The sequence below is a fragment of the Paenibacillus foliorum genome (assembly GCF_013141765.1).
Classification (GTDB): Bacteria; Bacillota; Bacilli; order Paenibacillales; family NBRC-103111; genus Paenibacillus_S; species Paenibacillus_S foliorum.
This window is the reverse complement of the sequence record NZ_WHOD01000049.1, coordinates 250,187-275,629: the sequence shown is the minus strand read 5'-3', so window position 1 is coordinate 275,629 and position 25,443 is coordinate 250,187. Positions and strand designations below refer to the sequence as shown.

Genomic DNA, 25,443 nt, shown 5'->3' with positions numbered 1-25,443 from the left:
AAAAAAACTGAATGCCTTAAATATCGTTCAAATAGAGGGAAGGAAGTGCACGATGAAAGCAATCGTTGTGGGTTTGGGATTCGCTGGCATGTCGATGTATAAAAATTTGCGAAAACTGGGTATCGATGTGGCTGTGGTGGAAAGCAATACTCATACACAAAGTAAAATTGAAGGTGAAGAGACTCCATTTTATACGTCGTTGAGCGAGGCGTTGGAGCAGGAAGCAGCGGATTTTCTCGTTAATGCGACCCCACCGATGATCCATACTCAAGTGAATCATGCTGCTTTTGACAAAAGGCTGCCTGTTTTTTGCGAAAAGCCGATTTCGTTTGATTACGCGGAATCAGTCGAAATTGTGCAGCGTGCGGAGCGGGAGAACATTCCTTTTATGATTGCGGAAAATTATCGTTGTCTTCCATTCGTCCGCCAAATGAAACGAATGATCGATGACGGAGCAATTGGTGATATTTCTTCCATCGATGTTCAATTTTTCAGACACCATCATGTAGAACGCAATTATACGGTGCATTTGCTCGACGACATTGGCGTTCATCATTTGGATATGGTCCGCTATTTAACGGGGGCAGAGGGACGTCGAATACAAGCCAACTTTTATAACCCGGTTAACGGGTGGGTCGAGAAGAAAGCTGTCATCAATGCCCAGGTTTTTGTGGAGCTGGACCGAGATATTCGAGTTACTTATTCCGGTTCCATCTCTTCGCGTGGTCCAGCTACACCTTGGTGCGGCAATTGGCGCTTGGAAGGTACGGAAGGGATGCTTGAGCTTCGGGATCAGGAGATTATTCATACTAGGGATGGGGAAACGGTGCGATTATCGGATTTTAGCGGTGTCCACGCTCCAAGCTGCCTGAACGAATTTCTGGATTCGCTGCGTGAAGGGCGTCAGGGAGAGACTAGCGGCAGGGATTATTTGAAAACCCAAACTCTAATCCATTATGCAGGGGTTTCCAATGAATCCGGTCGGATCGAGAATATTATTTTGCCGGAAATACTGTAATTAATGACGGAATCATTGGGTTAGATTTTATGATATATCAGCCGAGGCCCGTCTCCATTATAAGCAAAAGCATCGACCCTTAGGTCGTTGCTTTTTGCGTTATAGAGATCGGAAGGGGGGCTTGTCTTATTTTTAAGGAAGCGGACAACAATACAATCATTTCTGTGATTACATCTGTGGCAAGGAATTTATTTGTTATTTAATGTAAGGCTACGAATGGGTGCTATACATGCTAAAATGGAACCAAGCTATATTTGCGAGAAGTTTGCTTTTTCGGGGTTATCCATCTTATGCGATTATACAAGGGGAACAAATAAAACAATGATGATACCAAGCGATATATATACCCGGCTTAATGAACTGATCATCGATGTGACAGATGTGGAGCTAACCGAGTGCTCACCTCATTGGAGAAGCCAGCCCCAGATTGTGTCGTCCTGCCAAATATGGTTCGTTCATAAGGGGACAGCGAAATTGGAGCTGAATGGGGAAACCTGTCGGATTGGAGCGGGACATTTGTTATTTCTATCGAAGGGGCAGAAGTTTGAAGCCGCATCGGATTCTGCAGTTCCTTTGATCTTTTACACGGTATCTTTTACCTATCGAACCCTACTGAGAAAAACAGACAAGGACTACGTCTATCGTGCCGAAGGAGAGGCATTTCCTCTGAATGGGGAGGTGCCTATACATAATCATCAGCCGCAGGTGCATTATTTATTTGAACAGTTATATGGCTGCAGGAAAGGGAATGATGGAGGACGCGGGCAATATCGTCTGAAAGGCTTGCTACATGAGCTGTTGTATCTGGTCGCTGTAGAACTTGAGGATGGAATCAATCAGCAGCGGAATGGTGTGGAACGGACAGTTGAATATATACATCAGCATTACACGAAAAATCTGCCTCTTGAGGAGTTGTCCCGGTTGGCGGGGTTTAGTCCGAGCTACTATTCACGTTTGTTTAAAAAGCTGAAAGGACTCAGCCCCAACTCTTATATGACGAAGCTTCGTATGAATCGGGCGAAGGAATTGCTCGTTTATTCTCAAGGCTCGTATTATGAAATAGCTCAGTATCTGGGATATAAAGAAGAATCATATTTTAGTCGTATGTTCAAGAAGGAAACCGGTTATTCACCTACTGAATATGTCAAAATGAGCCGCACAATTGTTGTTGCAATGAGGCATTCCTTTCATGGCGATTTTCTGGCGCTAGGTATTTCACCGCATGCTGCGGTTATGGCGAGAGGATCGGAAGTATCCCCAATTTACAATCAGTACGAAGGAATGCCACTGCCAATTCTCGTAGACGGCAAATCTTCAATGGATGATTTGGTCCGGTTAAAGCCTACGCTAATCTTGTGTGACGATGAATGGGCGAAGCTGAATAAAGAGCTGACTCATGTAGCACCTACAGTTACTATTCCGTATTGGGATATACCGTGGCGTGAACGATTATACCGGATTGCAGACCTTGTGGGGAGAAGGAAGGAAGCGAAGGCATGGCTGCAATATTATGAACAAAAGGCAGAGCAGGCCAGCCAACGGATAAAAGCGAATATCGGGGATGAGACCGTATTTGTTCTTCGGATTGTCGGGGGCAAATTAAGAGTTTACGGCATGGACAGAAATATTGGCAGTACGCTGTACCAGGATTTGAAGCTGACGCCTCCGGAGAACGTTCGTGGTATCAAATGGAGAAAAACAATCACATTGGAAGAACTGCCGGACTATGATGCCAATTATGTGCTGTTGATGGGATCACCCCATAAAAAGGATCAAAAAATGATGCGAAAATTAATCCAAAGTCCGCAGTGGCAAGCTTTAACCGCGGTTAGACATCATCAATGCGTGGATATAGCGCTTTATCCATGGATCGATTATTCAGCGTCAAGCCATGAGCTGGTGATCGATGAGGTCGTACGTATATTTGCGCCTGAGGAACAAAAAAGTCAAAAATCTTCAAACAATTGAACAAAAATCTTCATAGCTTAAAAAGCGCTCTTTCGTATATACTGTTGAAATATAATCTTAAATGAGAATGATATTCATTGTTAATTAAGAAGAAACGATATATGAAGGGGGAAATTTGAATGTTTAAATTTAGAAAGCCGCTGCTTGTCATGGGGGCTGGTTTGTTAATGAGTCTATCCCTTTTGGCAGGCTGCGGTTCTGTTAAGCCGTCAAGTGAAGCGGCTGCGGTTTCTGCTAAACCGGGTGAGGGCTCAGCTGTTGCAAGTACTGGTACCGCAGCTTCAGCTTCTGAGGGGAAAACAATTAAGCACATGTGGGGAACAACCCAATTAAAGAAGGTTCCGCAGAAGATAGTAGCGCTGGATTTTGCCTATATCGACATGCTTACGGCGTTGGAAGTCAATCCAGTGGCATCAGTAGGTATTGGTGAATCCAGTTTTCCCGAATATCTCAAGGATCGCTTCAATGCAAAAAATGTAATTAATGTCGGGCAAGCCAAACAGCCAAATCTGGAAGTGCTCAAATCGGTTAAGCCTGATCTTATAATTGCGAGTCCGAATCGCCATGAAATGATCAAGAGCCAGCTGGCAGAAATTGCTCCCACCATTGCTTTGGATGACAGCAGCTATCAAGCAATATTAAGTAACTTTACCAATCTTGCAGATGTTCTGGACAAGAAGGAACAAGCAGATAAGGTAAAGAAAGGAATTGCGGAGAAGATCGCCTCTGCTCAGGAGAAAGTGAAGAACAAGCCGAGCGTATTGGTCGTAGGAGCATTTGAGGATGATTCGACTGTATGGCTGAAATCTTCTTTTATCGGGTCCTTGTTGACTGAGATCGGTACTAATTATTTGTTTGAAGGCAAAAAGGATTTGTCTGCTGCAGAAAGCAAAACCGATATTGCCAAGCTTAGTCTGGAGCGGCTAGGTGAGTTCAATCCAGATTATGTGTTTATGTATGGCGAGCCCGGCAAATGGTTGAATAACCCGTTGTATAAAAACTTAAAGGCAGTTAAAGAAAATAAAGCGGTAGAGGTAAGCCGTGACCTATGGTCCAAAGGAAGAGGACCGTTGGCTGCAGACTTGATTCTGGAGCAGGCAGTGAAAATCATGACAGGCGGAAAATAAGCTCGCGGGAGGTAGTGTGAACGGTGAATCGACTGCTGTCAGGCAGACAGGGGCAGACGGGGTCTGTTCTCCTTTTGAGTGGGGTCTTGATTGCAGTGCTCCTGGCAGCCGCCCTTATTGGACTTGTTGCAGGCGTTAAAGGCTTAAGCTGGAGTAAGGCGGGGGAATTGTTAAGCCTGGATACATCGAATTTGCTGGTGTATAAGGTATGGTATGTTCGGTTGCCGCGTATCCTGCTAGCTATTATAGTAGGTTCGGGGCTTGCTGTAGCCGGGTGCTTGCTGCAAGGAATTACAAGGAACTCCTTGTCTGATCCCGAGATCATGGGCATAAATCAAGGTGCTTCCTTCTTTGTTGTTCTGTCGCTGGTCTTGTTCGGCATGAAGGATGTTACGGCTACCATTCTTATTGCTGGCTTCACTGGTGCGGCGGCAGGAGGGAGTATTGTATACAGCTTATCCCGGCTTGCCGGATATACGGTCATGCGTCTGGTGTTAGCCGGAGTCGCTGTTTCGATGTTTATGGCCTCTTTGACGACGGGGTTCATTATTCTTTTTGATGATAGCTTATCGGAAATTCTATATTGGATGGCGGGGAAATTATCAGGAGCGACATGGACGGATGTACAGTTAAGTCTGATCAGCTTCGTTCCTGCGGCTGTAGGCAGCGTGCTGCTGGCGAATCAATTCAACATTTTTTCATTAGGAGAAGAGTCTGCTAAAGGGCTTGGGCAAAATGTAGTACGGGTTCGCCGGATGGCCTTTCTTATTGTTATTATCCTTGTCGGGGGCTCGGTTGCTCTTACAGGGCCTATTGGATTCGTAGGCTTGATTGTTCCTCATATTGTGAGGTCTTGTGTAGGCACCGATTATCGAATAGTAATCCCTGTCTCTGCGCTGATGGGCGCCAGCTTGCTGCTGCTTGCAGATATAGGCAGTCAATGGGTGCTATACCCTACCGATACACCGGTTGGGATTCTCACTGCCTTGCTGGGAACGCCCTTCTTTCTTTATTTGATGCGTAGGAAAATGGGGGGAGGTTAAATGGTAAATCAGAAGAGGCGCTTTCTCTTGGTAATAATTGCAGGCAGTGTGCTGCTGGCCGTCTTCTCGGTGCTAAGCTTGCGACTGGGAGCGGTGGAAACTCCCTTTGACCAAATGATTGAGGAGCTAACATCGCGGGACGGAGTGATATATACCTATAGGCTTCCTCGCCTCGTTATTGCTATGCTGATAGGCATTAATATGTCGCTTTCGGGAGCTATACTTCAGGGAGTGACACGAAATCCGCTTGCCGCGCCTGATTTAATGGGAATTACAGCAGGGGGCGGCTTGGTCACGGTTATTATGATTCTGGCGGTACCTCAGTATTCGGCTGCTATGCTTCCTGTATATGCTTTTGCTGGGGCCGTGTGCGCGAGTCTATTAATTTATGCGCTCGCTTACCGGAATGGGGTGAAGCCGGAACGTCTCACGTTATGCGGAGTGGCGGTGACAGGAGGGCTGCATGCGATAATCACCCTGATTATTGTGAAGTTCGCACCTTCTGCCGCCCAAGCTCTCGTCTGGCTAAAGGGCAGCCTTTACGCCCGTTCTTGGGAGCATGTAGAGATGGTGTGGCCCTGGACGATTGCTGGAGCTTTATTGGCGCTGCTCAGCTGTCGTAACTTAAATACGCTTCTTTTGAATGAGGAATCGGTGCGTGGCCTTGGGATGCGGATTGACCGCACGCGTCTATTTTTGATAGCAGTTGCGGTTGGTCTTGCAGGAAGTGTCGTTGCAGTAGCGGGTGCAATAGGATTCATCGGGCTTGTCATTCCGCATCTTGCCAGGCTGCTGGTAGGATCGAACTTTCGATATATCCTGCCGACTTCAGCGGTACTGGGTGCGGTACTGGTGATCGCTGCTGACACTGCAGGACGGATTATTATGCCGCCAATTGAAATTCCAGTCGGAATTATGACTTCTCTCATCGGCGCTCCTTACTTTCTTTATTTGTTGATGCGGAGGAAGCTAGGGTAAACAAACATGAAGTTCTCCTTATATCAGAAGAGACAGCCGATTCGGTGTCTCTTTTGTTTTTTTCGGATAGGGGAGATCTGCTCTAAAAAAGAAAGACAGCTATCCTCGACTACAAAAGGGATGCTGTCTTCTGCTATTCATTTTATTCCGGTATGGATAAACCAAGACCTGCTGCCACACCTTTTCCATACTCAGGATCTGCTTTATAAAAGTGTCCGATTTGTCTAAGCTTGATTTCATCTTTCTCCACAGGCTTCATAGCACCAACAATTGTTTGAACCAGACGCTCACGTTCTTCTACACTTAACAGACGGTATAAGTCCCCAGCTTGCGTATAATGGTCATCATGATCGTAAGCAACGCTATCTGCTGCACCTGAAACCTCGTAAGAGGCCGGCTTATTATGAGGTGTTTCTGTCGGTCCACTGAAGCTGTTAGGCTCGTAGTACACGGAGCTTCCCCCATTATTGTCAGAACGCATTTGTCCATCCCGTTGGTAGTTGTTTACTTCAGCCTTGGGACGGTTGATCGGCAGACTATTGTGATTAGCGCCCACACGGTAACGATGAGCATCTGCATAAGCGAAAAGTCGTCCCTGCAGCATTTTATCCGGTGAAACCTCAATGCCAGGCACGAGTGTTCCAGGGGAGAAGGTCGCTTGCTCCACTTCGGCAAAATAATTGTCCGGATTTCTATCCAACACCATTCGGCCTACTTCAATTAACGGATAGTCTTTTTGCGACCATACCTTGGTAACATCAAACGGATCAAAACGATAAGTGTTAGCGTCCTCCAAAGGCATAATCTGAACACATAGCTTCCAAGCGGGGAAATCACCTTGATCAATAGCGTTGAAAAGATCCTCCGTGTGATAATCCGGATTCTCCCCTGCGAGCTGTGCAGCTACATCCGGAGCCAAATTTTGAACACCTTGTTCGGTTTTGAAATGATATTTCACCCATACGCCTTGACCTTCGGCATTCACCCATTTGAAGGTGTGACTTCCAAAACCGTGCATATGTCGAAGGGTTGCCGGAATACCGCGATCGGACATTAGTATGGTTACTTGATGCAAAGATTCGGGAGATAAGGACCAGAAATCCCATACCGCGTTCGGATTTTTCAAGTGGGTTTGGGGATGACGCTTTTGGGTATGAATAAAGTCAGGAAATTTGATCGCATCTCGGATGAAAAACACAGGGGTGTTATTCCCTACCAAGTCATAATTGCCTTCCTCGGTATAAAATTTCACGGCGAAGCCGCGTGGATCACGAACTGTATCCGAAGATCCATTCTCTCCAGCTACCGTAGAGAAACGAATGAACATAGGCGTACGCTTCCCAACCTCAGATAAAAAATCGGCTTTGGTATATTTCGTTAAATCTTGAGTAACCTCAAAATAACCATGTGCTCCTGCGCCTTTGGCATGAACTACACGTTCAGGAACACGCTCTCTATTGAAATGCGCCAGCTTTTCTAAAAGATGAACATCTTGAATAAGTGTTGGACCTCGTGATCCAGCTGTCATGGAGTTCTGGTTATCGCCAACGGGCGCCCCCCAACTCGTCGTAAGCTTGTTCTTATTAATAGTCATAATAGAATCACCTCGTATATCGATTTGTTAATAAATTCAATCTTCTTTCAGTATAGAGCAGACAACAACAAGTTTCATGAAGATACTATGAAGGTTCTCACTGGTTCCTAATAAGAATTTTTGAAAAAATAGGAAACTTGAATATTGACATACCTACCGCCGGTATGTACAATAATAAATACATACCGACGGTAGGTTGGTGATGACGGGTATATCGTTTTCCCGTGATTTAATCACAGCTTACACGAACGAACTTTTCATAGGAGAAAGGAAATAAAAGATATGAATAAGACGAGAAATGAGATTATCTTTACGGTTTTGTTGAATATTGCTATGCCCTATTTGGCCTACCAGCTGCTGATCCCCTATACCAGCGGTCTTACAGCTCTCTCGGTAGCCGCCTTGATACCGTTATGTGATTCGCTAGTTAGTTTGATCCGAACGAAGAAGATAAGTGCTTTCTCCAGTTTTATTTTTCTAGGTATTGTACTGGGGATCATTGCCGTCTTCATTGGAGGGGATGAGAGGTTCATTCTATTACGGGAGTCTTATATTACCGGCATAATGGGCATCCTGTTTTTAGTTTCTCTTTTCTTTTCCAGACCTCTCATTTATTATTTTGCAGAAAGGTTTATGGGTCGTGATTCTGCCTTGAATGACAAATGGTCCAAATTCCCGGGAGTCCGAAAAACATTTCGCTTAATCACACTCGTTTGGGGAATAAGCTTGCTTTTCGAGTCGGGTGTAAAGGTATTGCTCGTTTACTCGTTATCGATATCCGAATTTTTGATTGTTTCCCCAATCGTTGCTTATGGAATTATTGGTCTGACCATCTGGTGGAATGTTCATTATGTTAGACAGGTAAAGAAGAAGTCTGTGATTATTTAATTATATACTGAGGTGAGGTGATCCCATGAAAGAGAAATCTATGAATCCGAGTCTTCAGCTCATTCTCGATATTGCTGAGAAGCTGATCCTGGAGAAAGGCTGCCGAAATACGACGTTACAAGAAATTGCAGTTCAAGGCGGTTTGACGAAAGGCGCGATTTACCATTATGTAAAGAGCAAAGATGAATTGTTTGCCCTCATTTTGGAGGCTGGACAGCAGCAGGCAAATCAGCGCTTTATCGACTCGGTATCCGATACAGCCTCACAGAAAACAGGACCATTGGGCCCCTTCGAGTCTCTGTCTCGGAGTCTGCACAACTTAGCAGGTAGGGAAAATGCCGCCAATCTGATTTTTATTTATTTGCTAAGTCAGAAGGATAGTCCTGCCGTTACCGATATTTTGAACCGTTACTATGAAGCCTCCATCCAGATGACCAAAAGGTGGATTGAGGTCGGAAAGCAGCACAAGGCGATCCCCGAGTACATTAATGAGGAGAATGCGGCCAGGATGTTCGCCGTTTTCAAGAACGGATTGCAGATCCAAAATGTCCTAGCGCCAGAATCAGGAAAAATCCCCGATCGTGACCTCTACCAATTCCTCTTGAATGCTTTAGGTGTGAAAGACACATCGTCTCAAGAACGATGATCCAATGAGCAATAGTGCGGCACGAGTTGTGAATTTATCACTAACGGCTTATCACTAGGAGCGTTGCCACCGCATTGTTGCGTCACGGCTCGTCCAATACAGCAAAACAAAAGGAGTATTGCCACTGAAATATAGTGGTAAAGCTCCTTTTTGTTTTGTATGGGCATAAATCGAGTCTTATAATGGCTATTTGGTACTCCAGGCGCCTTGAAATGCAGGCCCTACAGGCCCCGTGGATATATCCGTTTCTCCAATCTCTCCCCATAAGCCCGCATAATTAATGAACGACTGTCCGTTGAGAGGATGTGTTAATTCCCCAACATTGACTACATTGTAATAGGCATCGGAGCTGCTGCCGACACCTGTATAATCACTTGGAAGCACACCGCGGGATTGTTGACCAGCAGTAGGATAGCTGGCATGTGTACCGAGAGCTGAATATACAACAGGATGTGTGTAATCATTGGTTAATTTCTGGCTATCGCTTGCTAGTACACCATCCTTAGTGGCGAACTGAAGTTGAGCCGATGAGTAATCCTTGCCTTCACCATTATGGGCTGCGTAATAAGCAGAAACGAACTGCTGAGTGCTGCTCGCGGTCACTGTGATATGCTCCCAGTCGCCCTCATGATTAAAGTCCAATCCGGCAACGGATGGAGAGTCATTATAAGGGTAGAAGTACCAATATTGCACATCGTAGCCACCGGACTGCACACTGCTAGCTTTTACATGTGCATATACTTTCCAGTCAGCACTGTTCGATGATCCTAAATGAACGGTTTTATCCATTGCGTTATCGTTCGGCGGCTGCAGGAAGAACCCTTCGTCAGCACGGGTATTACGTGCTTGGCTGGAAAGGATGTTACTGCCTGTGTGCGAGCAAAGCCATTTTTTTTGTTTGGTGAGCTTGTTGAGACAGATTCGCTTGTGTAACGGAGCCGAGAGCCAGAATTTGATCGTCACTGCAGCCACCGTCATGATGAAACCGCATGGCTACACGCTGCAGATACCAATCAATACTTGAAGGTTTGTTGTCCTCATCCGGATGAAGATATAGCTTGGGGGCATATTTCAAAAGGAGTGTCTGTTCCACACTATCGTCGATTCCGTCTTGGTCAGCGTCTGTATTGGCATAGGATAAGCTGGAAACGAAAAGCGATCCTATAACGACAGAAGCAAGGGTAGTGGTCAACATAAGACTGTGAAGTGTTTTTATTAAGATGTCTAGACATCATCTATTTTTATCATAGGATATGCGGGTAATCCTTGCAATATTAAATTTTCAAGGTTTTTAAGTTTGTCAATCTACTCTTTTACAGTTAACAAGGAGTCTGATAGGATAATAGCAAGAATGCAAGAAGAGAGCTAATCCATTTGCAAAGGATAGGATGAAACAGCCATGGCAAATAAGGTGAGAGTCAGTCATTATATAAAAATCAAGGAATATTTCGATGAGTTGATTAAAAGTGGGGAGCTTAAGACAGGTGATCGTTTGCCTGCGGAAATAGAGCTGGCCCATCAATTTCAAGTGAGCCGGGAAACGGTGCGCGCTGCGCTGAAACAGCTGGAGCTGGAAGGAAAGCTGGACGTGAGAAAGGGAGTAGGGCGCTTTGTGAGACAGCCCTTAAGCTTACTTCCTAGCAGCATGGACCGCTTCTCTTCGACCGAAGAGCTTATCCGTTCAGCGGGGTTGGTGGAAGGCCAGCTGGAGCAGTATATCCGGACGGAGCCTTGCCAAGAGGAGTGGGCTCAAGCTTTGAAAATTCCATTGGGTAGTCCTGTGATCATTAATGAGCGAACCCGAACCGCCAATGAGGAGCCGGTTGCCCATAATATTAATATTATGCCGCTAGCCTTAGTCGAACAGGCTTTTCAAAAAAAGGCACTTACTGGCTCTTTGCTCCGATTTCTTGAAGCTGAATGCGACATTAGGTTGACGGGTACCAATACGGAGCTGGTCGTTCCTCATCACACCGATCCCGTATGCCGTAAGCTTCAAGTGAAACGGGACACGACGGTGCTCATGATGAAGCAAGTCCATTTTGATCAGCAGAATATGCCCGTATTATTTTCGTATGACTATTTCCGTAATGATGTGTTTCAGTTCTGGGTAAACCGTCGGCGATAACCTAATCATAAATCAGGTTGGTGGCAGTGAACTCAACTTTATCCAAGTGTTAGGCAACCACGATGCCTATTTGCTTCCAAAAGCCGAGATTATGGCGCTTACCGGCCAGCAGCGATATCATGCCATTGAAAATGAAGAGGCCATGCTGATCTTTCTCGATACGAGTAAAGAAATGAACCGGTCTGATTGGGGTGGGGAGATGGATGCGGAACGGCTGGAATGGCTGAAAGCCCAACTCGACAAGTCAGGAAATAAGCCTGTCTTTATTTTCGCTCACCATCCGGTATACGATACGACTACGCATTCAACCATGGAGAAAATGTCGATTGATCCGCAAATTGATATGTTGGACGTTCTAAATAGGAAGGAAGGTCACGGATTCTACTTCTGCGGCCATAATCATATGAATTCAATCGTTCAAAAAGATGGTTGACATTATATTCAGACTGCCGCCAGTCTGGATGTTCCTGCTTTTCGCAGGGTTGAGCTTAATGAACGAGGGGTTGAAATTGAGCTTATAGCTGGCCATTTTGTTTTCCGATTAAGGGAGCTTTGTCACTCTGAAATAGGGTGGCAGGCTCTTTTTTGCGTCACGTTGGGCATGGCTGTTTTTGGGGAAATGGTTTCTTTACTGCTAATATTTCCATTTATTATGAGTATTGTACGGATAATTTGGAAAGCTATGAGTATCGAAACGATAAATTTTCCTGCAAATGTGAGGAGGCCTGTTGTTTCTGTGATAAAAAGGAATGGTGGCTATTATGAATACGGATAAGCATACAAATTTAGTTCGCGGCTTGAAAGCACGCCATATGACGATGATATCGTTAGGCGGTTCAATTGGAACCGGCCTGTTTCTGGCAAGCGGTGGAGCTATCCATTCAGCAGGGCCTGGCGGTGCTTTGTTAGCCTATGCTGCGATTGGATTTATGGTTTATTTTTTGATGACGAGTCTCGGAGAAATGGCAGCTTATATGCCAGTAGCAGGTTCATTTAGCACTTATGCGGGACGGTTCGTCGATCCTGCACTTGGCTTCGCTCTTGGTTGGAACTATTGGTTTAATTGGGCGATCACTATTGCTGCGGAAATTTCTGCCGCCAGCATCATAGTGAATTATTGGGTGCCGGATTCATCTCCCTTACTGTGGAGCGCATTGTTTCTAGGTATTATAGTGTTTATTAATTACCTTTCAGTACGGGCTTACGGAGAGTCTGAATTTTGGTTTTCATCGATCAAAGTCGTCACGGTTATTGCTTTTATTGCGACGGGTATCTTGATGATTGTTGGAATTATTGGTGGTGAACGCCCACAGGGACTGGGGTATTTTGTGGAAGGCGGTTCATCCTTTCATGGGGGATTTATGGGATTATTGGGCGTATTCATGGCTGCTGGATTCTCGTTTCAGGGTACCGAGCTAATTGGTATTACGGCAGGAGAAAGTGAAGACGCAGCTACAAGTGTGCCTAAAGCAGTCAAACAAATTTTTTGGCGGATTCTATTATTCTATGTGTTTGCTATCTTTATCATTGGCGTGCTTATATCGTATCAAGATCCGGCACTGTTGAACTCGGGTGTAAACAACATAACCGTTAGCCCCTTTACAATTGTGTTTGAAAAAGCAGGGCTTGCTATTGCGGCTTCAGTTATGAACGCCATTATTCTAACATCCGTATTATCGGCCGGGAGCTCCGGTATGTATGCTTCGACCCGCATGCTGTGGTCGCTAGCCAAGGATGGTAAAGCGCCAAGATGGTTGATATACCTCAACAAACGAGGAGTTCCGTTGGCTTCCCTGGCAGTTACGGCGGCTATTGGGATGTTCGCTTTTTTTGCCTCATTATTTGGATCAGGAATTGTATACACATGGCTGCTTAACGCTTCCGGGATGTGCGGGTTTTTAGCTTGGCTTGGCATAGCCGTTAGTCATTATCGCTTCCGCAAGGCGTTTCTTATTCAGGGTCACAGCATGGATGAGCTGCCTTACCGCGCCAAATGGTTTCCCTTTGGTCCAATCGTGGCTTTTGTAATATGTTTAATTGTCATCATTGGTCAAGGCTTCACAGCATTTCAAGAAGGCGGAATTGATTGGTATGGGCTAATTGCAGCTTATATTGGACTTCCTTTGTTTCTGGTAGTGTTTACCTTGTATAAATGGAAAAATAGGACCCGACTGGTGGACCTCCAGGATTGTAGCTTTAAGGATGCAAATGCAGATTGACGTCAGCATGAATGTTTATTTAAACAATTACTAACTATAAAGGAAGGTTCTGTACAATCTACAATCACTTAGGCAAAGCAGCCAAGGCGGTGTACGGCAGGGTAATTATGGAACCTTCATTCATCATGATAAAAGGTAGGTATTCGTATGCGATTTGAAAATAAAGTAGCTATTGTTACCGGTGGCGCGAGCGGAATTGGGGAGGAGACGGTCCGATTATTCGCAGCTGAGGGCGCTAAAGTGGTCATTGCTGATTTCTCCGATCGTGGCACAGCAGTTTCCCAAGAGCTGAACGCCCAGGGTCATGATACCTTATTTGTAAAAACAGATGTTACTAAAGAAGTGGATGTTCAAGCCATGGTTAAGGAAACCGTCCAAAAGTATGGCAAGCTAGATATCCTATTTGCCAATGCAGGTATCGCAAACGATGCTCCAGCTCACGAGCTGTCATATGAGCAGTGGCAAAAAACAATTGATATTAATTTATCTGGGGTTTTTCTTTGTGACAAATATGCAATCGAGCAAATGCTGGCGCAAGGCACAGGTGGCGCGGTTGTGAATTGCGGATCGATTCACAGCCATGTGGGCAAAAGCGGTGTAACCGCATATGCTTCCGCCAAAGGTGGAGTTAAGCTGCTAACGCAAAGCTTAGGAATCACGTATGCGAAAGAGGGGATCCGCGTCAATGCTATTTGTCCAGGATATATAGATACCCCACTGATTGCAGGGAGGAATGAGGCTATTAACCAACACCTCATCAGCCTGCATCCGATTGGTCGACTTGGAAGGCCAGAGGAAGTTGCTAAAGCTGTTCTTTTTCTTGCCAGTAATGACGCTTCTTTCATAACAGGCACCAGCCTTCTCGTAGATGGTGGCTATACGGCTCAATAAGAAGTGTACACAGGATGATTTTCTCAAATATTATCAGAATCCATATGGAAACCAACAGAGGGTCTACAACGCCTGATTTAATCTGATACTGAAAACCCGCTATCTGAGCGGGTTTTTCTATTTCTACCGTGCCCACGCACGATATTTTTTGTTGACTTTCATCCTAAAAACGCACTACCATTATATAGACCAGTTGGTATAATGAAAGGATGTGTAAATATAAAAATGGCAAGCCAAAAGCAAAGTTCGAGAGATACTATTTTAGCTACCGCCTCTCGACTTTTTGCAACTCAAGGCTATCATGGTACTGGCTTGAATCAGATCATTAAAGAAAGCGGAGCTCCCAAGGGTTCTTTGTATTATTATTTTCCTGAGGGGAAGGAAGAATTAGCTCTTCAATGTATCAAACATATCCGCAATCTTCTTATGGGCAACCTTATGGAGAACTTTTCAGACTATGAAGCACCTACATTAGGAATTCAGAATTTTATCAGAAATTTGGCAACGGAAGTTCATAAAGAGGGTTATACAAACTTCCTTCCATTAGGGTTTTGGGTTGCTGCTGAGACATCTATGGTGAGTAATGCATTGAGAAATGAATGTCAGCTCGCTTTTGCAGAATGGAATGATGCCATTGCTGCGAAATTGATGGAAGATGGATTTTCAGAGGAAAAAGCTCAAAGTTTAGGTATGCTCCTTATCAGTATGATGGAGGGGGCTGCCATATTAACTATTACGCGGCAAAACAACGAACCACTGCTGCAGGTCGCGGAGCATATCCCCATATTATTAAAGGCATAATTTGTTATCCAAGATAAATAGAGAGATGTAGGAGTGGAGTTTTGTTTATGGATTTCCAAAAGCAAGAATCAGAAAAAAAGCTTAGAGTTTTGCCCATATTAATTTCTTTTCTTATTAGTGGATTTATTGGATTATTCAGTGAAACAGCCTTAAACATTGCATTATCGGATCTTATGAAAATTTTTAATGTTACTTCAGCATCCATACAATGGCTTACGACGGGTTACTTACTGACCTTGGGTATTCTTGTTCCTATCTCAGCGTTTCTTATTCAGAGATTTACGACTAGACAACTGTTTATTACTTCTCTGTCCTTCTCGATAATCGGTAGTTTGGTTGCTGCATTAGCTCCCAATTTTGAGGTGTTATTGACAGCTCGAGTGATTCAAGCAATCGGGACAGGGATATTGTTACCGTTAATGTTCAATACGATATTAGTTATTTTTCCTCCTGAAAAGCGGGGGGCAGCTATGGGAATGATTGGTCTTGTCATTATGTTTGCGCCTGCCGTCGGCCCTACTGCTGCTGGTTTTCTAATGCAGGCACTAAGCTGGCACTGGATTTTCTGGATTTCATTAGTTTTCTTAGCTATTGCTCTATTTACTGGAATCGTGTATATGCAGAACATGTCTGCAACCACCAAGCCCAAAGTGGATTGGTTGTCGATTTTTCTCTCCACTGTAGGTTTCGGTTGTGTTGTTTTTGGCTTTAGTAGAGCGGGCGAAGGCTCAGGCGGCTGGGGACACCCAGAGGTTATCTCATCTATAATTGTTGGAGTTCTAGCTCTTATTTTATTTTCAATTCGTCAATTGCTCATGAAACAACCGATGCTAAACCTACGAGTTTTTAAGTATCCTATGTATACTATCGGTGTAATCGTCGTTTTTGCATCTATGATGATCATACTGGCTTCGATGCTGGTTTTACCTATGTATTTACAGGTTGGAATCACTGTATCTACGTTCGCAACGGGCTTGATATTGCTTCCAGGTGGTGTCATCAATGGAATCATGTCGCCTATTACCGGAAAGCTATTTGATAAATATGGACCCAAGTGGTTGGTTATTCCTGGGCTTATCCTTATAACGGTTGCTCTCTGGTTCTTCTCGACGTTAACCACTGCTTCTACAATTACTTTCGTTATTGTTCTGCATTGTATCCTGATGCTTGGTATATCGATGGTTATGATGCCTGCTCAAACAAATGGCTTGAATCAGCTGCCGCGTGAGCTATACCCGGATGGGACAGCAATCATGAATACGATGCAGCAAGTAGCTGGAGCTATCGGGACGGCAGTTGCGGTTAGTGTAATGACGGCGGGTCAGGAGAGCTTCATGAGAAAAATGATGGCTCCTAAGGATCCGTCTATGATTTCAGAAGCGCTGACTTCCGGGGTCCAAAATGTTTTTATTTTTGTGATGACGGTCGCTATTATTGGTTTGGTTGCTGCGCTGTTTATTAAACGAGTTCAAACTAAGCAGAAGCATGCACAAAGCGCAGGCCATTAAGCATCGGAGAAGGACAGCTGATTAAGATTAAGACAGGTGCTTGCGAGAGCTGATTTTTAATTGAAAAAAAGACCTCCAATCAGCTTTGAATTGGAGGTCTTTTCGTTGGTATATAAGAAAGTATATCTTATTGGGGTTGGGGTGAGCGAAGCATACCCCTTATTTAAATTTTTGGTAAGGTAGAGGTATGGACTCAACCGTATTGAAATAACTATTTTTTGATGAGCATCGACACGGAGATGCCTTTGTAGAAAAGCATAAAGAACATATTAGACCTAACGTAGTGAAAGAGGTACAAAAATTTCGTAGCTGCGGAGATCCATGAAATGGGTTTAAGATTCTTGTTTTGCAAAGGTTGTTATGACAGAGTACCCTACCGTTATAAAGGTCGCTTCTGGACAACATGCTCCTGTGGCGAAACGGAGGAATGGAGTCGCGTGTTGATGGAAGATGTCTTCCAAGTCATCGACATGTGGTATGTACGATTGATGAAGGACTGTGGAACGTCTTTTGCAGCCTCGAAAAATGTTGAAAGAATTCATGGACGAGGCCATCCGAATCATAAAAGAACATGTGTAGCCCCGCAATGATGCCAGGTGTCATCTAATGTTTCTTTTCAACAAACCCAGAGCAAACCCAGAGGAAACGAAGATCGACCCCAACCATACCCCCGAACCTGCAAAATGAGGTATTGCTTAGATTCGATAACCTACATATCGATCGTAGTGCCCGAGGGGCATCGATTGTAGCTTGGTTTCCATGGGAGCGAAGGAGATAGCGGAAGTAAAATTTCCGCTATCTCCTAAAAAAGCATAAAAACAGAGACATAACGGAACAAATTTTTCCGTTATGTCTCTGTTTTTTGTGTAAAGGACTCTTATTCGCCTGGATAACGGAAGTCTGGCTTGCGCTAAGTCCCTGAATGAGGGACGATGGAGAGAATAACGGAACTTTCAGTTCCGTTCAAAGAGATCAAGGAACAACTGGGTGAGCTCGATGCCTGTTCGTCTCATTTTACGAATGGCTGGCAGGTTAATATGATCCTGCGTCGGGAGGGTTCTATTATGCATGAAGCCCCTATGACAGGGACAACTTCATACCGGACAACTAGGCTACATAGGACGGTATAGAAAGCGACCAGAAGAAACCGCCGTTGTCGGTAAGCAAATATCTGGTAGGAGAAGTAAAGAAAGAAGAAGCAGGAGGCAGTACAGTGGAACAGAAAGAGGGCATGGGTGTGGGATGGAGGAGCGATAGCGTCCGCCTTTGAAGCTCGAGTTCCTACCGCTGTAAAACATAAAATTCAAAGGAACACGACTACAACAGCAGCCGGAATCCCACACCATGCCCTCCCGACGCACAAACGTAAATTGTTGTACACCAATGACGTCGTCAGGCGTTTTTCTTACAGAGGCTCAGCCGCGGTGGTGCGTATCACGGAAATGAGTTATACATCGACTTATTGGCGCATAAGCTTGGCATCCTTAGGCAGCAAAAGTGCGAATAAGCCGAGCAAAGGCAGAAAAGCGCAAATCTGAATCATAAAGGCAACTCCGGTCTGGTCTATCAACCATCCGAGGACGACTGAGCCAAGTCCGGCCATGCCGAAGGATAACCCGAAAAACAGACCCGCTATCGTCCCCACCTTGCCAGGGAGCATTTCTTGTGCGTACACGATAATGACAGAGAAGCCTGACATTAGAATAGCTCCGATGGCTAAGCACAATAAGATCGATCCGACTGGGCCTACGTAAGGCAGCCATAGGGAAAACGGCGCCGTTCCAAGAATCGAAAACCAGATGATTTTTTTTCTGCCGAAACGGTCAGCTAACGGACCTCCCAGCAAAGTGCCGACCATCCCAGCGAATTGCAGAGCAAACAGGGAAATCTGAGCCTTCTCCAGCGGCAAATGATATTGCTCCATGAAATAAAACGAATAATACCCGGTCATGCTTGCCAAATAAACAAACTTGGAAAACAGCAGCACGATCAAGGTGCTCAGTACAAAAAATACGAAGCCTTTGGATAATGTACGGTCGCTATTCGTAGGAGTACGTCGATCCGGCCTGTTCAACAAACGGATCTGATTGCCGTACCATTTGCTCACATTCCATTGAATGATGATGCCGATGACGGCTAGCAGCGTAAACCACAGAAATCCCAGCTGCCCCTGTGAGGTAAGGATAAACGCGACCATCAGCGGAGCGAGTGCCTGACCGGTGTTGCCGCCCACTTGAAAGATGGATTGCGCCAGCCCCTTGCCTTTGCCCGCGGCGAGGTGAGCCACGCGTGAGGATTCGGGATGCAGCACAGAGGAGCCTATACCGATGAAGGCGGCCGAAATAATCAGCATCATTAAACCGGGGGCGAGGGCAAGACCTATCATGCCAAGCAATGTGAACACCATACCCAAGGGCAGTAAGCTTGGCATTGGCTTGCGATCCGAATAATACCCGATGAGCGGTTGAAGGACCGATGCGGTTAGGTTGAGGGTAAACGCGATCCAACCTATCTGTGCGAAGCTGAGCTGCATGGTTTTCTGAAAAATCGGGAACACGGCGGGAACAACGGACTGCATCGCATCATTCAGCAAATGCGCTAAACTGACCCCAATCAGCATCATGTTGGCAGCTTGTTTGGTTGTTCCGGCTGTTGCGGATTGAGACATGGCTTTCACCCTTTCTTTTTCTTCCAATCTTATAGAAGCCGAGGGTGAATTGTCTTCGCAATTATTGCTCTGAAAAAACGCAATTTTTGCTATAATGGAAAAGGGAGAAAGCATATGATCGTTCAAATATCCACGCCACAGCTGGAACTATGGCGCATTGAAGGGGAGTTCATCAACCTCCCGCATTCCCATGAGAACGAGTACCAAATTACCATCCCTATCCATGGCGCATGTCTATTGACGCAGGAAAATAAAAATTACAGGCTGGTTGACGGGAGTGGGCTTGTACAGCATCCTCAGGACCAGCATTATTTCGAGATCGGGGTACAGTCTGGCGTTCTGATCTTTAAAGTCAACCAAAACAGCCTGAAGGAGCTTACCAGGCGTGAAGAGATTGAATTTTCCCTCCGGCAGCAGTTCGACCCTTCCTTCCTGAGTGAAAAGTTCCGTAAGTGGATGAGCACTCTGCTGGCTTACGACCCGACAGATCGGCTGGCCCAAGAAGAGATGGAGTCACAGATTCTTTCTTATTTATATGGTGCATTATCCGGTAATCACAAAAGCAATAGCTATACCGATCCCAACGAACGAGCCTCCTTGCCCGGAACCGACCCTTATATGGGAAAGGCACTGGAGTATATCCATGCACATTACACAGATGAAATAGAGATCCATACGCTTGCTTCTATTGCACTGCAAAGTCGGTTTCATTTTATCCGCTCCTTTAAAGCGGCAATTGGTGTGACTCCGTATCAATATGTGCTCCGATTGCGGATGGACGAGGCCAGACGGAAGCTGCAAAGATCAAGCATGTCGATTACGGACATCAGCTTCAGCCTTGGATTCTCAAGCGTCAGTCAATTTTACAGAGCATTTGTAAAAGCGGTCGGCTTAACGCCTGAGCAATTCCGAAACTCCTTCAACTGAATGCAGGGAGTGGGAGGAGAGCTATTGGAAATAAAGACGAATAAGCTAACCTGCTTTTAACAGCGAGTTAGCTTTTTGGCGTCTGCTTGAAATCCTGCCTGCTACGGACATGCATTAGGTCTCGAACAATACCTGTCCTGTCTGTGATAAGTCATAGCCTTGAATAGGGCGCAGCTCATTATGGAAGGCAGCAGATTGTAATACGTCTTTAACCTTCCCAATCCATTCGAGGTTTTCTGGTTTTTTTAACATCACAAGGTCATAGCGCTCTTGAATAAGCGGTATAAAGTCGACACCACCGACCATATAAGCTGCTTTTTCAATACCTACCCCGAAATCCGCTTCACCGGAAGCAACCTTGCCCGCAACGCCCATGTGATTCGACTCTTCTTGCTCATATCCTTGCAGCAGTTGATGTGGAATTCCATGAAGGCGGAGCTGTTCATCGAGCAGAACGCGTGCGCCGGAACCCTTTTCGCGGTTTGACAGCCGAAGTCCAGGCTTTTTAAGATCAGCCCATCTATATAGCTCCTTAGGATTTCCTTGCTCCACATATAGGCCAGCTCTTCTTATCACAAGGTTTACAACGATATAAGAGGAACCGATTAACAGCTTGCGGATATAGGGAAGATTATATTCACCGGTGTCACCGTCCAGTAAGTGAGTACTTACAATATCGGCTTCACCCTTATACATGGAAATTAGGCTATCCAGACTTCCAACGTAAGAACGGAGCGGCCTATATTGGGGTACTTTTCTCTCCATGTGTTTGGCTAGAATATCAAGGCTAACGTCTTGGCCTGTAATAACAAGGGAGTGTTTAGAATTTAGGTTTTCATACGATTGTTGCTGTACAGCTGTATCAGTCTTGGGCACATAGACTTGGCCGCTTTTGGCACGAGATTTATAGGCTTCGAGATCCGATGCCTCTACACGCATTTGTTTGCCGACACGATAGGCGGGTAGATCGCCTTTTTTAATGAGATCATAAACGGTAAGCTTGGAGATTTTTAGAAGTTTGGAAATTTCTTCAGTCGTGTAAGATATGTCAGCGGTCATTGTAGTCCTCCATAGGGGCTAAGGTTCATTATCATCTATCATATGCTGATGAATTATGGTTTTCAATCCTAAATTGTTTACTAAAAGAATATAGTTTTATATAATAGTGAAATACCAATTAGTTCTAATTATATTTAAATAGATACATTATGGGGATGGTGGAGTGAATATGTTCAGTTATGTTAGGTTTAATTATGTTTTGTTAATTTTCTCTATTGCTTCCGTAATGTTTTCAGGATGTGCTAGCCAAAAGGTACAGACCCCAGCAAGCCCGCCACCAGCGCAAGTGTCTCAACCAACGTCAACAGCACCTGCTGAAAAAGTGGAACTTACCATTTCGGCAGCAGCCAGCTTAACCGATGCATTAAAAGAAATTCAAACCAACTACGAGGGTAAAAACAAACAAATTAAGCTGAATTTCAACTTCGGAGCTTCAGGTGCTCTGCAACAGCAAATCGAGCAAGGAGCTCCGGCAGACTTGTTCTTATCGGCAGCTACGAAAAATATGAAAACCCTCATCGATAAGCAGTTGATTGATGCTTCACAGCAAAAAAATCTATTAATCAATGAATTGGTTGTTGTTATACCGGATGATGGCAAATCAGCCCTTCAGAAAATAGAGGATTTAACGAATGGCTCTATCAAGCATTTGGCAGTGGGGGAGCCTCAGACGGTTCCTGCTGGCAGCTATGCCAAAGAGGCGCTGACCAATAGCAAGCTATGGGATGCTCTTCAACCCCAAATCGTACAAGGCAAAGATGTGCGTCAAGTGCTTACTTATGTAGAATCGGGGAATGCTGAAGCCGGATTTGTTTATAAAACGGATGCTCTGACGTCCAAAAAGGTTAAAGTAGCCTTTAGTGTGGATCCCAAATTGTATACACCCATTGAATACCCGGGAGGTATTGTCAAATCAACCAAGCACAATAAGGAAGCCACTGATTTCTACACGTATCTACAAAGCAAAGAAGTGCAGGATGTGTTTGTGAAATATGGCTTCTCTACCCCGAAATAATGATGGAGTCGATCAGTTGGAATGAGTTTTTTTCCCCTATTCTGCTTTCATTAAAGGTTGCGGTCGTTTCCAGCGTATTTGTCCTTTTGTTTGGTGGAATATTGGCTTGGGGGATGTCACGGAGGAGTTTTAGAGGGAAAACGCTATTAGAAACTACCTTCCTTTTGCCCCTGGTATTGCCTCCAACTGTTGTAGGATTTATCCTATTAGTTATTTTCGGGAAAAAGAGCTGGATCGGGCAGCTAATGGAAAATTTCTTTAATCAGTCTATCATTTTTACATGGGGGGCTGCGGTGATCGCTTCGATCGTAGTGGCGTTTCCTCTAGTGTACCAAACGATGAAAACAGGACTCTCCTCAGTTGACAAATATTTGGAGGATGCAGGGCGGTCCATGGGAGCAAGCGAGTGGCAGGTTTTGCGATATATAACCTTGCCCTTGGCGTGGCGTTCTGTTACTGCAGCTTACATTCTTGGATTTGCCCGCGGGTTGGGCGAATTTGGTGCGACGCTTATGATAGCAGGTAATATCCCTCATAAGACCCAGACACTGCCTACGGCCATCTACATTGCTGTTGAATCCGGTAACCAAACTCTCGCTTGGTACTGGGCAGGAGCCATAATTCTCATCTCATTAGGACTATTGTTGATTGTAAACCGTAAAACCGAGAGCTAGAGAGCGGCAAACTTCAGAAATCGAGATTTCATAGCAAATAACGCATCAGTCCCACCGTGGGATTGATGCGTTATTTTTGTATAACATAAGTTCCAGATCAAGAATGCGGAATCATGGAGTAAATTAATGAAAAGTACTAATTGCTAAACTTCTCTTCAAGTTCTTTAGGCAGTTCAGGAGAATAATAGCTCCAGCTGTTTACTCCTATGCCAACAAGAGATACAACTGCTAACGTTACAAAGTGAATCGAAGACAACATAAGTTTTTTCATGAGTTTTCCCTCCTCTCAAAGAATGCAAACAGTTTCTCGAATACAGGGGTGATCGAAAGAGCTTGAAAAAAGAATGTTAGTGCAATGGTGTATGAGTACAGAAATGAGCTCAGTAAAACCATTGCTATGGCAACCCACTTTAGATGTCTAAAGTTGTGTGGTTGTAAACGGAAGAAACGCTTAATATTTTTGGGTGCGTAGAGATATAAGAATATAACGGAAAGACCCTGAAGAACAATAAAGACACTTGGGACAGCTTGTACATGTACATGCGTTAGGACTAAGAAAATGACAGCAGTCAAAATACTACAGCCCAGACCTGATGCTAAGTGGACTCCACCACTTACTACTCTTAAGAGCATTATAGAGATAATGACTATAACTGCCGTTCTTAGTTCTCCTGTAAAAAGGCTGACTAATAGTGTAAAGAGTATCGTAAGAACCATATTGAAAAAAATTTTAAAAGAGAAAGAGGTAACTTCTAATGAATATGAATTCGGATTGTGCTTGACGGAGTACTCAGCAATTCGGAGCGATAATTTATCAATAATGTTCATGGTTATCTCCTAAACGTTTATATTTATCATTTAGGACTTTTCTATTATAGCTATAGGAAAAATATACAACAATATAGGAAGTAATTACAAGTGTTATTGCTATAATTATATGAAGAATTCCAACTTTTGTAGAATACATAGTGCTAGTAATGATTAATATAAGCAATCCGGTTAGTAATAAGAAGGAAAGAAGCAAAAATTGCTTATTATATGTAGGTTTCGAGAACATCTTGGGTATGACTAGTCCTAATTTCCTGCTTTCTAAGAAGTAGGCAACAAGAAAAATTATGGCTGATACACCTAGTAGATAAATATTCCTTTCTGTATCGGAAATGGAATGATTAGTTAATCCTTGAAGCAGGTCCCCGACTAAAAAAGCAGCAAACTCTAATCCTACCCCAACCATTGCTGAAAGTATGCCGATCAGTATGCTTATCCATATCGTAATTTGATAGATGACAGCAAAGGCTATGATCCAAAGAAGAATAATCACAAAAATACTTGCTAGCGGATTCTGCCAGAAGGTATTTATATAACCTGAAATACAGGCGCTAATAAGTGAGATGCTTAAGGCTTTTATTCTTCTGGGATCTAGGTATCTGGGAATACGGAATAAAGCGTTAACAAAAGTAATGCCTGCAAGAAATTCTATAAATGAAAAAAAGATATTTATAGTGACATTCACACAAATTCGCCCTCCTTATAGGAATAAATATACTACTAATATATCATATTCGACAAAATTCACTAGTGAAAATTTACTGTTTTATATAGGGATATTGTCCTTATTTGTAGTCGGAATCCTATTCGTAACGCATATTTACCAACTAATGGATTAGCTGAGCTTCGCAAATGAGCGGAATCTGTGCTGTAAGACTGGGTAATAAGCCGAAGATGCCTTAAACAGCCTTAACTCGACCTGAGATTGTGTACTCCCCCGTCTGGGGTCTAGGGTACAAAACCGCCATCGGTCTGTTTTACGAGCGTCATATAAATACTACAATAAAAACAAGAAAAACATTTTAAACAATGAACTGAACATTAGTTCAATAGAACATATATAAAAAGGAGCAGGTTCAAATGAATAAATTGCAGCGTTCTACTTCAAATAGGAGATTAACCGGATTATGCGGAGGACTAGCAGAATTTCTTGGAATTAGTCCAACTCTTGTAAGGTTGATGATGATTATTGCGGGTTTATGCAGTTTCGGAACAACCGTGTTTGTATATTTCATCGCAAGCTTGTTTATCCCTAAACAATCCTATGTACAGTCCTATCATTCAATCTAATTCCAATAATAAATTCTGCCGCGGCTGCAGCACGTAAGGTCCCTATTGAGGAACAGCTTACAAGACTGCGAAAAACGTGTCACATCATTAATATATCCACAGAATTATGCACAGTATGCACAGCGCCAAAAACCTTATTGTGCATAAGTTCCAAGAGGGTTGCCAACATATCC

At 44.2% G+C, this 25,443-nt stretch carries 26 protein-coding genes and 1 pseudogene; 19 read left to right on the top strand and 8 right to left on the bottom strand.

The features are described from left to right. Nucleotides 1-52 precede the first annotated feature (52 nt). From GC093_RS11065 to GC093_RS11045, 5 genes are all read left to right on the top strand, one after another. On the top strand, nucleotides 53-1,018 hold the full coding sequence (locus GC093_RS11065) for a Gfo/Idh/MocA family protein (RefSeq protein ID WP_171651917.1): 966 nt from the start codon (nucleotides 53-55) through the stop codon (nucleotides 1,016-1,018). Nucleotides 1,019-1,339: 321 nt separating this feature from the next. Then, nucleotides 1,340-2,986 (top strand): AraC family transcriptional regulator, encoded by a 1,647-nt coding sequence (locus GC093_RS11060; RefSeq protein ID WP_171651916.1) that lies wholly within the window; start codon nucleotides 1,340-1,342, stop codon nucleotides 2,984-2,986. A 119-nt stretch (nucleotides 2,987-3,105) separates the two neighbouring features. Continuing rightward, entirely contained in the window at nucleotides 3,106-4,113 is a 1,008-nt protein-coding gene (locus GC093_RS11055) for an ABC transporter substrate-binding protein (protein WP_171651915.1), read from the top strand. Between the two features lie 23 nt (nucleotides 4,114-4,136). After that, on the top strand, nucleotides 4,137-5,156 hold the full coding sequence (locus GC093_RS11050) for a FecCD family ABC transporter permease (RefSeq protein WP_171651914.1): 1,020 nt from the start codon (nucleotides 4,137-4,139) through the stop codon (nucleotides 5,154-5,156). Next, nucleotides 5,157-6,134 (top strand): FecCD family ABC transporter permease, encoded by a 978-nt coding sequence (locus tag GC093_RS11045; RefSeq protein WP_171651913.1) that lies wholly within the window; start codon nucleotides 5,157-5,159, stop codon nucleotides 6,132-6,134. A gap of 142 nt (nucleotides 6,135-6,276) precedes the next feature. On the opposite strand, the gene katA is transcribed toward GC093_RS11045, so the two are convergent. Next, on the bottom strand, nucleotides 6,277-7,722 hold the full coding sequence (gene katA, locus GC093_RS11040; protein ID WP_312886506.1) for a catalase KatA: 1,446 nt from the start codon (nucleotides 7,720-7,722) through the stop codon (nucleotides 6,277-6,279). A gap of 288 nt (nucleotides 7,723-8,010) precedes the next feature. Between katA and GC093_RS11035 the strand changes: the two genes are divergently transcribed. Both GC093_RS11035 and GC093_RS11030 read left to right on the top strand, forming a co-directional pair. Continuing rightward, the gene (locus tag GC093_RS11035; RefSeq protein WP_171651911.1) at nucleotides 8,011-8,616 is read left to right on the top strand and encodes a VC0807 family protein; all 606 of its coding nucleotides are present in this window, start codon (nucleotides 8,011-8,013) and stop codon (nucleotides 8,614-8,616) included. A 25-nt stretch (nucleotides 8,617-8,641) separates the two neighbouring features. After that, entirely contained in the window at nucleotides 8,642-9,262 is a 621-nt protein-coding gene (locus GC093_RS11030) for a TetR/AcrR family transcriptional regulator (protein WP_171651910.1), read from the top strand. 186 nt (nucleotides 9,263-9,448) lie between these two features. Here the strand turns inward: GC093_RS11030 and GC093_RS11025 are convergent, their stop codons facing one another. Then, the gene (locus tag GC093_RS11025; RefSeq protein ID WP_171651909.1) at nucleotides 9,449-10,240 is read right to left on the bottom strand and encodes a Vps62-related protein; all 792 of its coding nucleotides are present in this window, start codon (nucleotides 10,238-10,240) and stop codon (nucleotides 9,449-9,451) included. Next, complete coding sequence (locus GC093_RS36360) at nucleotides 10,125-10,457, bottom strand: Vps62-related protein (RefSeq protein WP_171651908.1); 333 nt, start codon at nucleotides 10,455-10,457, stop codon at nucleotides 10,125-10,127. Before GC093_RS36360 ends, GC093_RS11025 begins: the two co-directional genes overlap by 116 nt. 204 nt (nucleotides 10,458-10,661) lie before the next feature. Between GC093_RS36360 and GC093_RS11015 the strand changes: the two genes are divergently transcribed. From GC093_RS11015 to GC093_RS35475, 8 genes and pseudogenes are all read left to right on the top strand, one after another. Then, nucleotides 10,662-11,390 (top strand): GntR family transcriptional regulator, encoded by a 729-nt coding sequence (locus tag GC093_RS11015; protein ID WP_171651907.1) that lies wholly within the window; start codon nucleotides 10,662-10,664, stop codon nucleotides 11,388-11,390. A 46-nt stretch (nucleotides 11,391-11,436) separates the two neighbouring features. After that, the gene (locus GC093_RS11010; RefSeq protein ID WP_171651906.1) at nucleotides 11,437-11,823 is read left to right on the top strand and encodes a metallophosphoesterase family protein; all 387 of its coding nucleotides are present in this window, start codon (nucleotides 11,437-11,439) and stop codon (nucleotides 11,821-11,823) included. Nucleotides 11,824-12,139: 316 nt separating this feature from the next. After that, nucleotides 12,140-13,609 carry an amino acid permease gene (locus GC093_RS11005; RefSeq protein ID WP_171651905.1) on the top strand — a complete coding sequence of 490 codons (1,470 nt, stop codon included), beginning with the start codon at nucleotides 12,140-12,142 and terminating at the stop codon, nucleotides 13,607-13,609. 147 nt (nucleotides 13,610-13,756) lie between these two features. Further along, complete coding sequence (locus tag GC093_RS11000) at nucleotides 13,757-14,500, top strand: SDR family NAD(P)-dependent oxidoreductase (RefSeq protein WP_171651904.1); 744 nt, start codon at nucleotides 13,757-13,759, stop codon at nucleotides 14,498-14,500. A gap of 225 nt (nucleotides 14,501-14,725) precedes the next feature. Further along, a complete protein-coding gene (locus GC093_RS10995) occupies nucleotides 14,726-15,301 on the top strand; it encodes a TetR/AcrR family transcriptional regulator (protein ID WP_171651903.1) in 576 nt (191 codons plus the stop codon). 47 nt (nucleotides 15,302-15,348) lie between these two features. Next, the gene (locus GC093_RS10990) at nucleotides 15,349-16,809 is read left to right on the top strand and encodes a DHA2 family efflux MFS transporter permease subunit (protein WP_171651902.1); all 1,461 of its coding nucleotides are present in this window, start codon (nucleotides 15,349-15,351) and stop codon (nucleotides 16,807-16,809) included. 211 nt (nucleotides 16,810-17,020) lie between these two features. Continuing rightward, a pseudogene (locus GC093_RS37060) lies at nucleotides 17,021-17,379 on the top strand (transposase zinc-binding domain-containing protein); the annotation flags it as partial. A gap of 362 nt (nucleotides 17,380-17,741) precedes the next feature. Then, entirely contained in the window at nucleotides 17,742-17,939 is a 198-nt protein-coding gene (locus GC093_RS35475) for a hypothetical protein (RefSeq protein WP_216624577.1), read from the top strand. A gap of 329 nt (nucleotides 17,940-18,268) precedes the next feature. On the opposite strand, the gene GC093_RS10985 is transcribed toward GC093_RS35475, so the two are convergent. Beyond that, entirely contained in the window at nucleotides 18,269-19,477 is a 1,209-nt protein-coding gene (locus GC093_RS10985; RefSeq protein ID WP_171651975.1) for an MFS transporter, read from the bottom strand. A 114-nt stretch (nucleotides 19,478-19,591) separates the two neighbouring features. Between GC093_RS10985 and GC093_RS10980 the strand changes: the two genes are divergently transcribed. Next, complete coding sequence (locus GC093_RS10980) at nucleotides 19,592-20,404, top strand: helix-turn-helix domain-containing protein (protein WP_171651901.1); 813 nt, start codon at nucleotides 19,592-19,594, stop codon at nucleotides 20,402-20,404. Nucleotides 20,405-20,518: 114 nt separating this feature from the next. On the opposite strand, the gene GC093_RS10975 is transcribed toward GC093_RS10980, so the two are convergent. Continuing rightward, nucleotides 20,519-21,463: a helix-turn-helix transcriptional regulator gene (locus GC093_RS10975; RefSeq protein WP_171651900.1), complete on the bottom strand. Its 945-nt coding sequence runs from the start codon at nucleotides 21,461-21,463 to the stop codon at nucleotides 20,519-20,521. Between the two features lie 169 nt (nucleotides 21,464-21,632). Here GC093_RS10975 and modA point away from each other — a divergent pair, with 169 nt between their 5' ends. Beyond that, nucleotides 21,633-22,478 (top strand): molybdate ABC transporter substrate-binding protein, encoded by an 846-nt coding sequence (gene modA / locus GC093_RS10970; protein WP_171651899.1) that lies wholly within the window; start codon nucleotides 21,633-21,635, stop codon nucleotides 22,476-22,478. Between the two features lie 2 nt (nucleotides 22,479-22,480). Further along, entirely contained in the window at nucleotides 22,481-23,152 is a 672-nt protein-coding gene (gene modB, locus GC093_RS10965) for a molybdate ABC transporter permease subunit (RefSeq protein ID WP_171651974.1), read from the top strand. Between the two features lie 136 nt (nucleotides 23,153-23,288). Here modB and GC093_RS36355 read toward each other — a convergent pair whose 3' ends face one another. From GC093_RS36355 to GC093_RS10955, 3 genes are read right to left on the bottom strand one after another with little or no spacing between them, the layout of a single operon-like run. Further along, the gene (locus tag GC093_RS36355; protein WP_281365224.1) at nucleotides 23,289-23,423 is read right to left on the bottom strand and encodes a hypothetical protein; all 135 of its coding nucleotides are present in this window, start codon (nucleotides 23,421-23,423) and stop codon (nucleotides 23,289-23,291) included. Beyond that, nucleotides 23,420-23,980 (bottom strand): accessory gene regulator B family protein, encoded by a 561-nt coding sequence (locus GC093_RS36885; RefSeq protein WP_171651898.1) that lies wholly within the window; start codon nucleotides 23,978-23,980, stop codon nucleotides 23,420-23,422. The genes GC093_RS36355 and GC093_RS36885 overlap by 4 nt, the downstream gene beginning before the upstream one ends. Then, nucleotides 23,967-24,665 (bottom strand): hypothetical protein, encoded by a 699-nt coding sequence (locus GC093_RS10955; RefSeq protein ID WP_171651897.1) that lies wholly within the window; start codon nucleotides 24,663-24,665, stop codon nucleotides 23,967-23,969. Before GC093_RS10955 ends, GC093_RS36885 begins: the two co-directional genes overlap by 14 nt. 395 nt (nucleotides 24,666-25,060) lie before the next feature. Here GC093_RS10955 and GC093_RS10950 point away from each other — a divergent pair, with 395 nt between their 5' ends. Further along, the gene (locus tag GC093_RS10950) at nucleotides 25,061-25,270 is read left to right on the top strand and encodes a PspC domain-containing protein (protein WP_171651896.1); all 210 of its coding nucleotides are present in this window, start codon (nucleotides 25,061-25,063) and stop codon (nucleotides 25,268-25,270) included. Nucleotides 25,271-25,443: the final 173 nt, after the last annotated feature.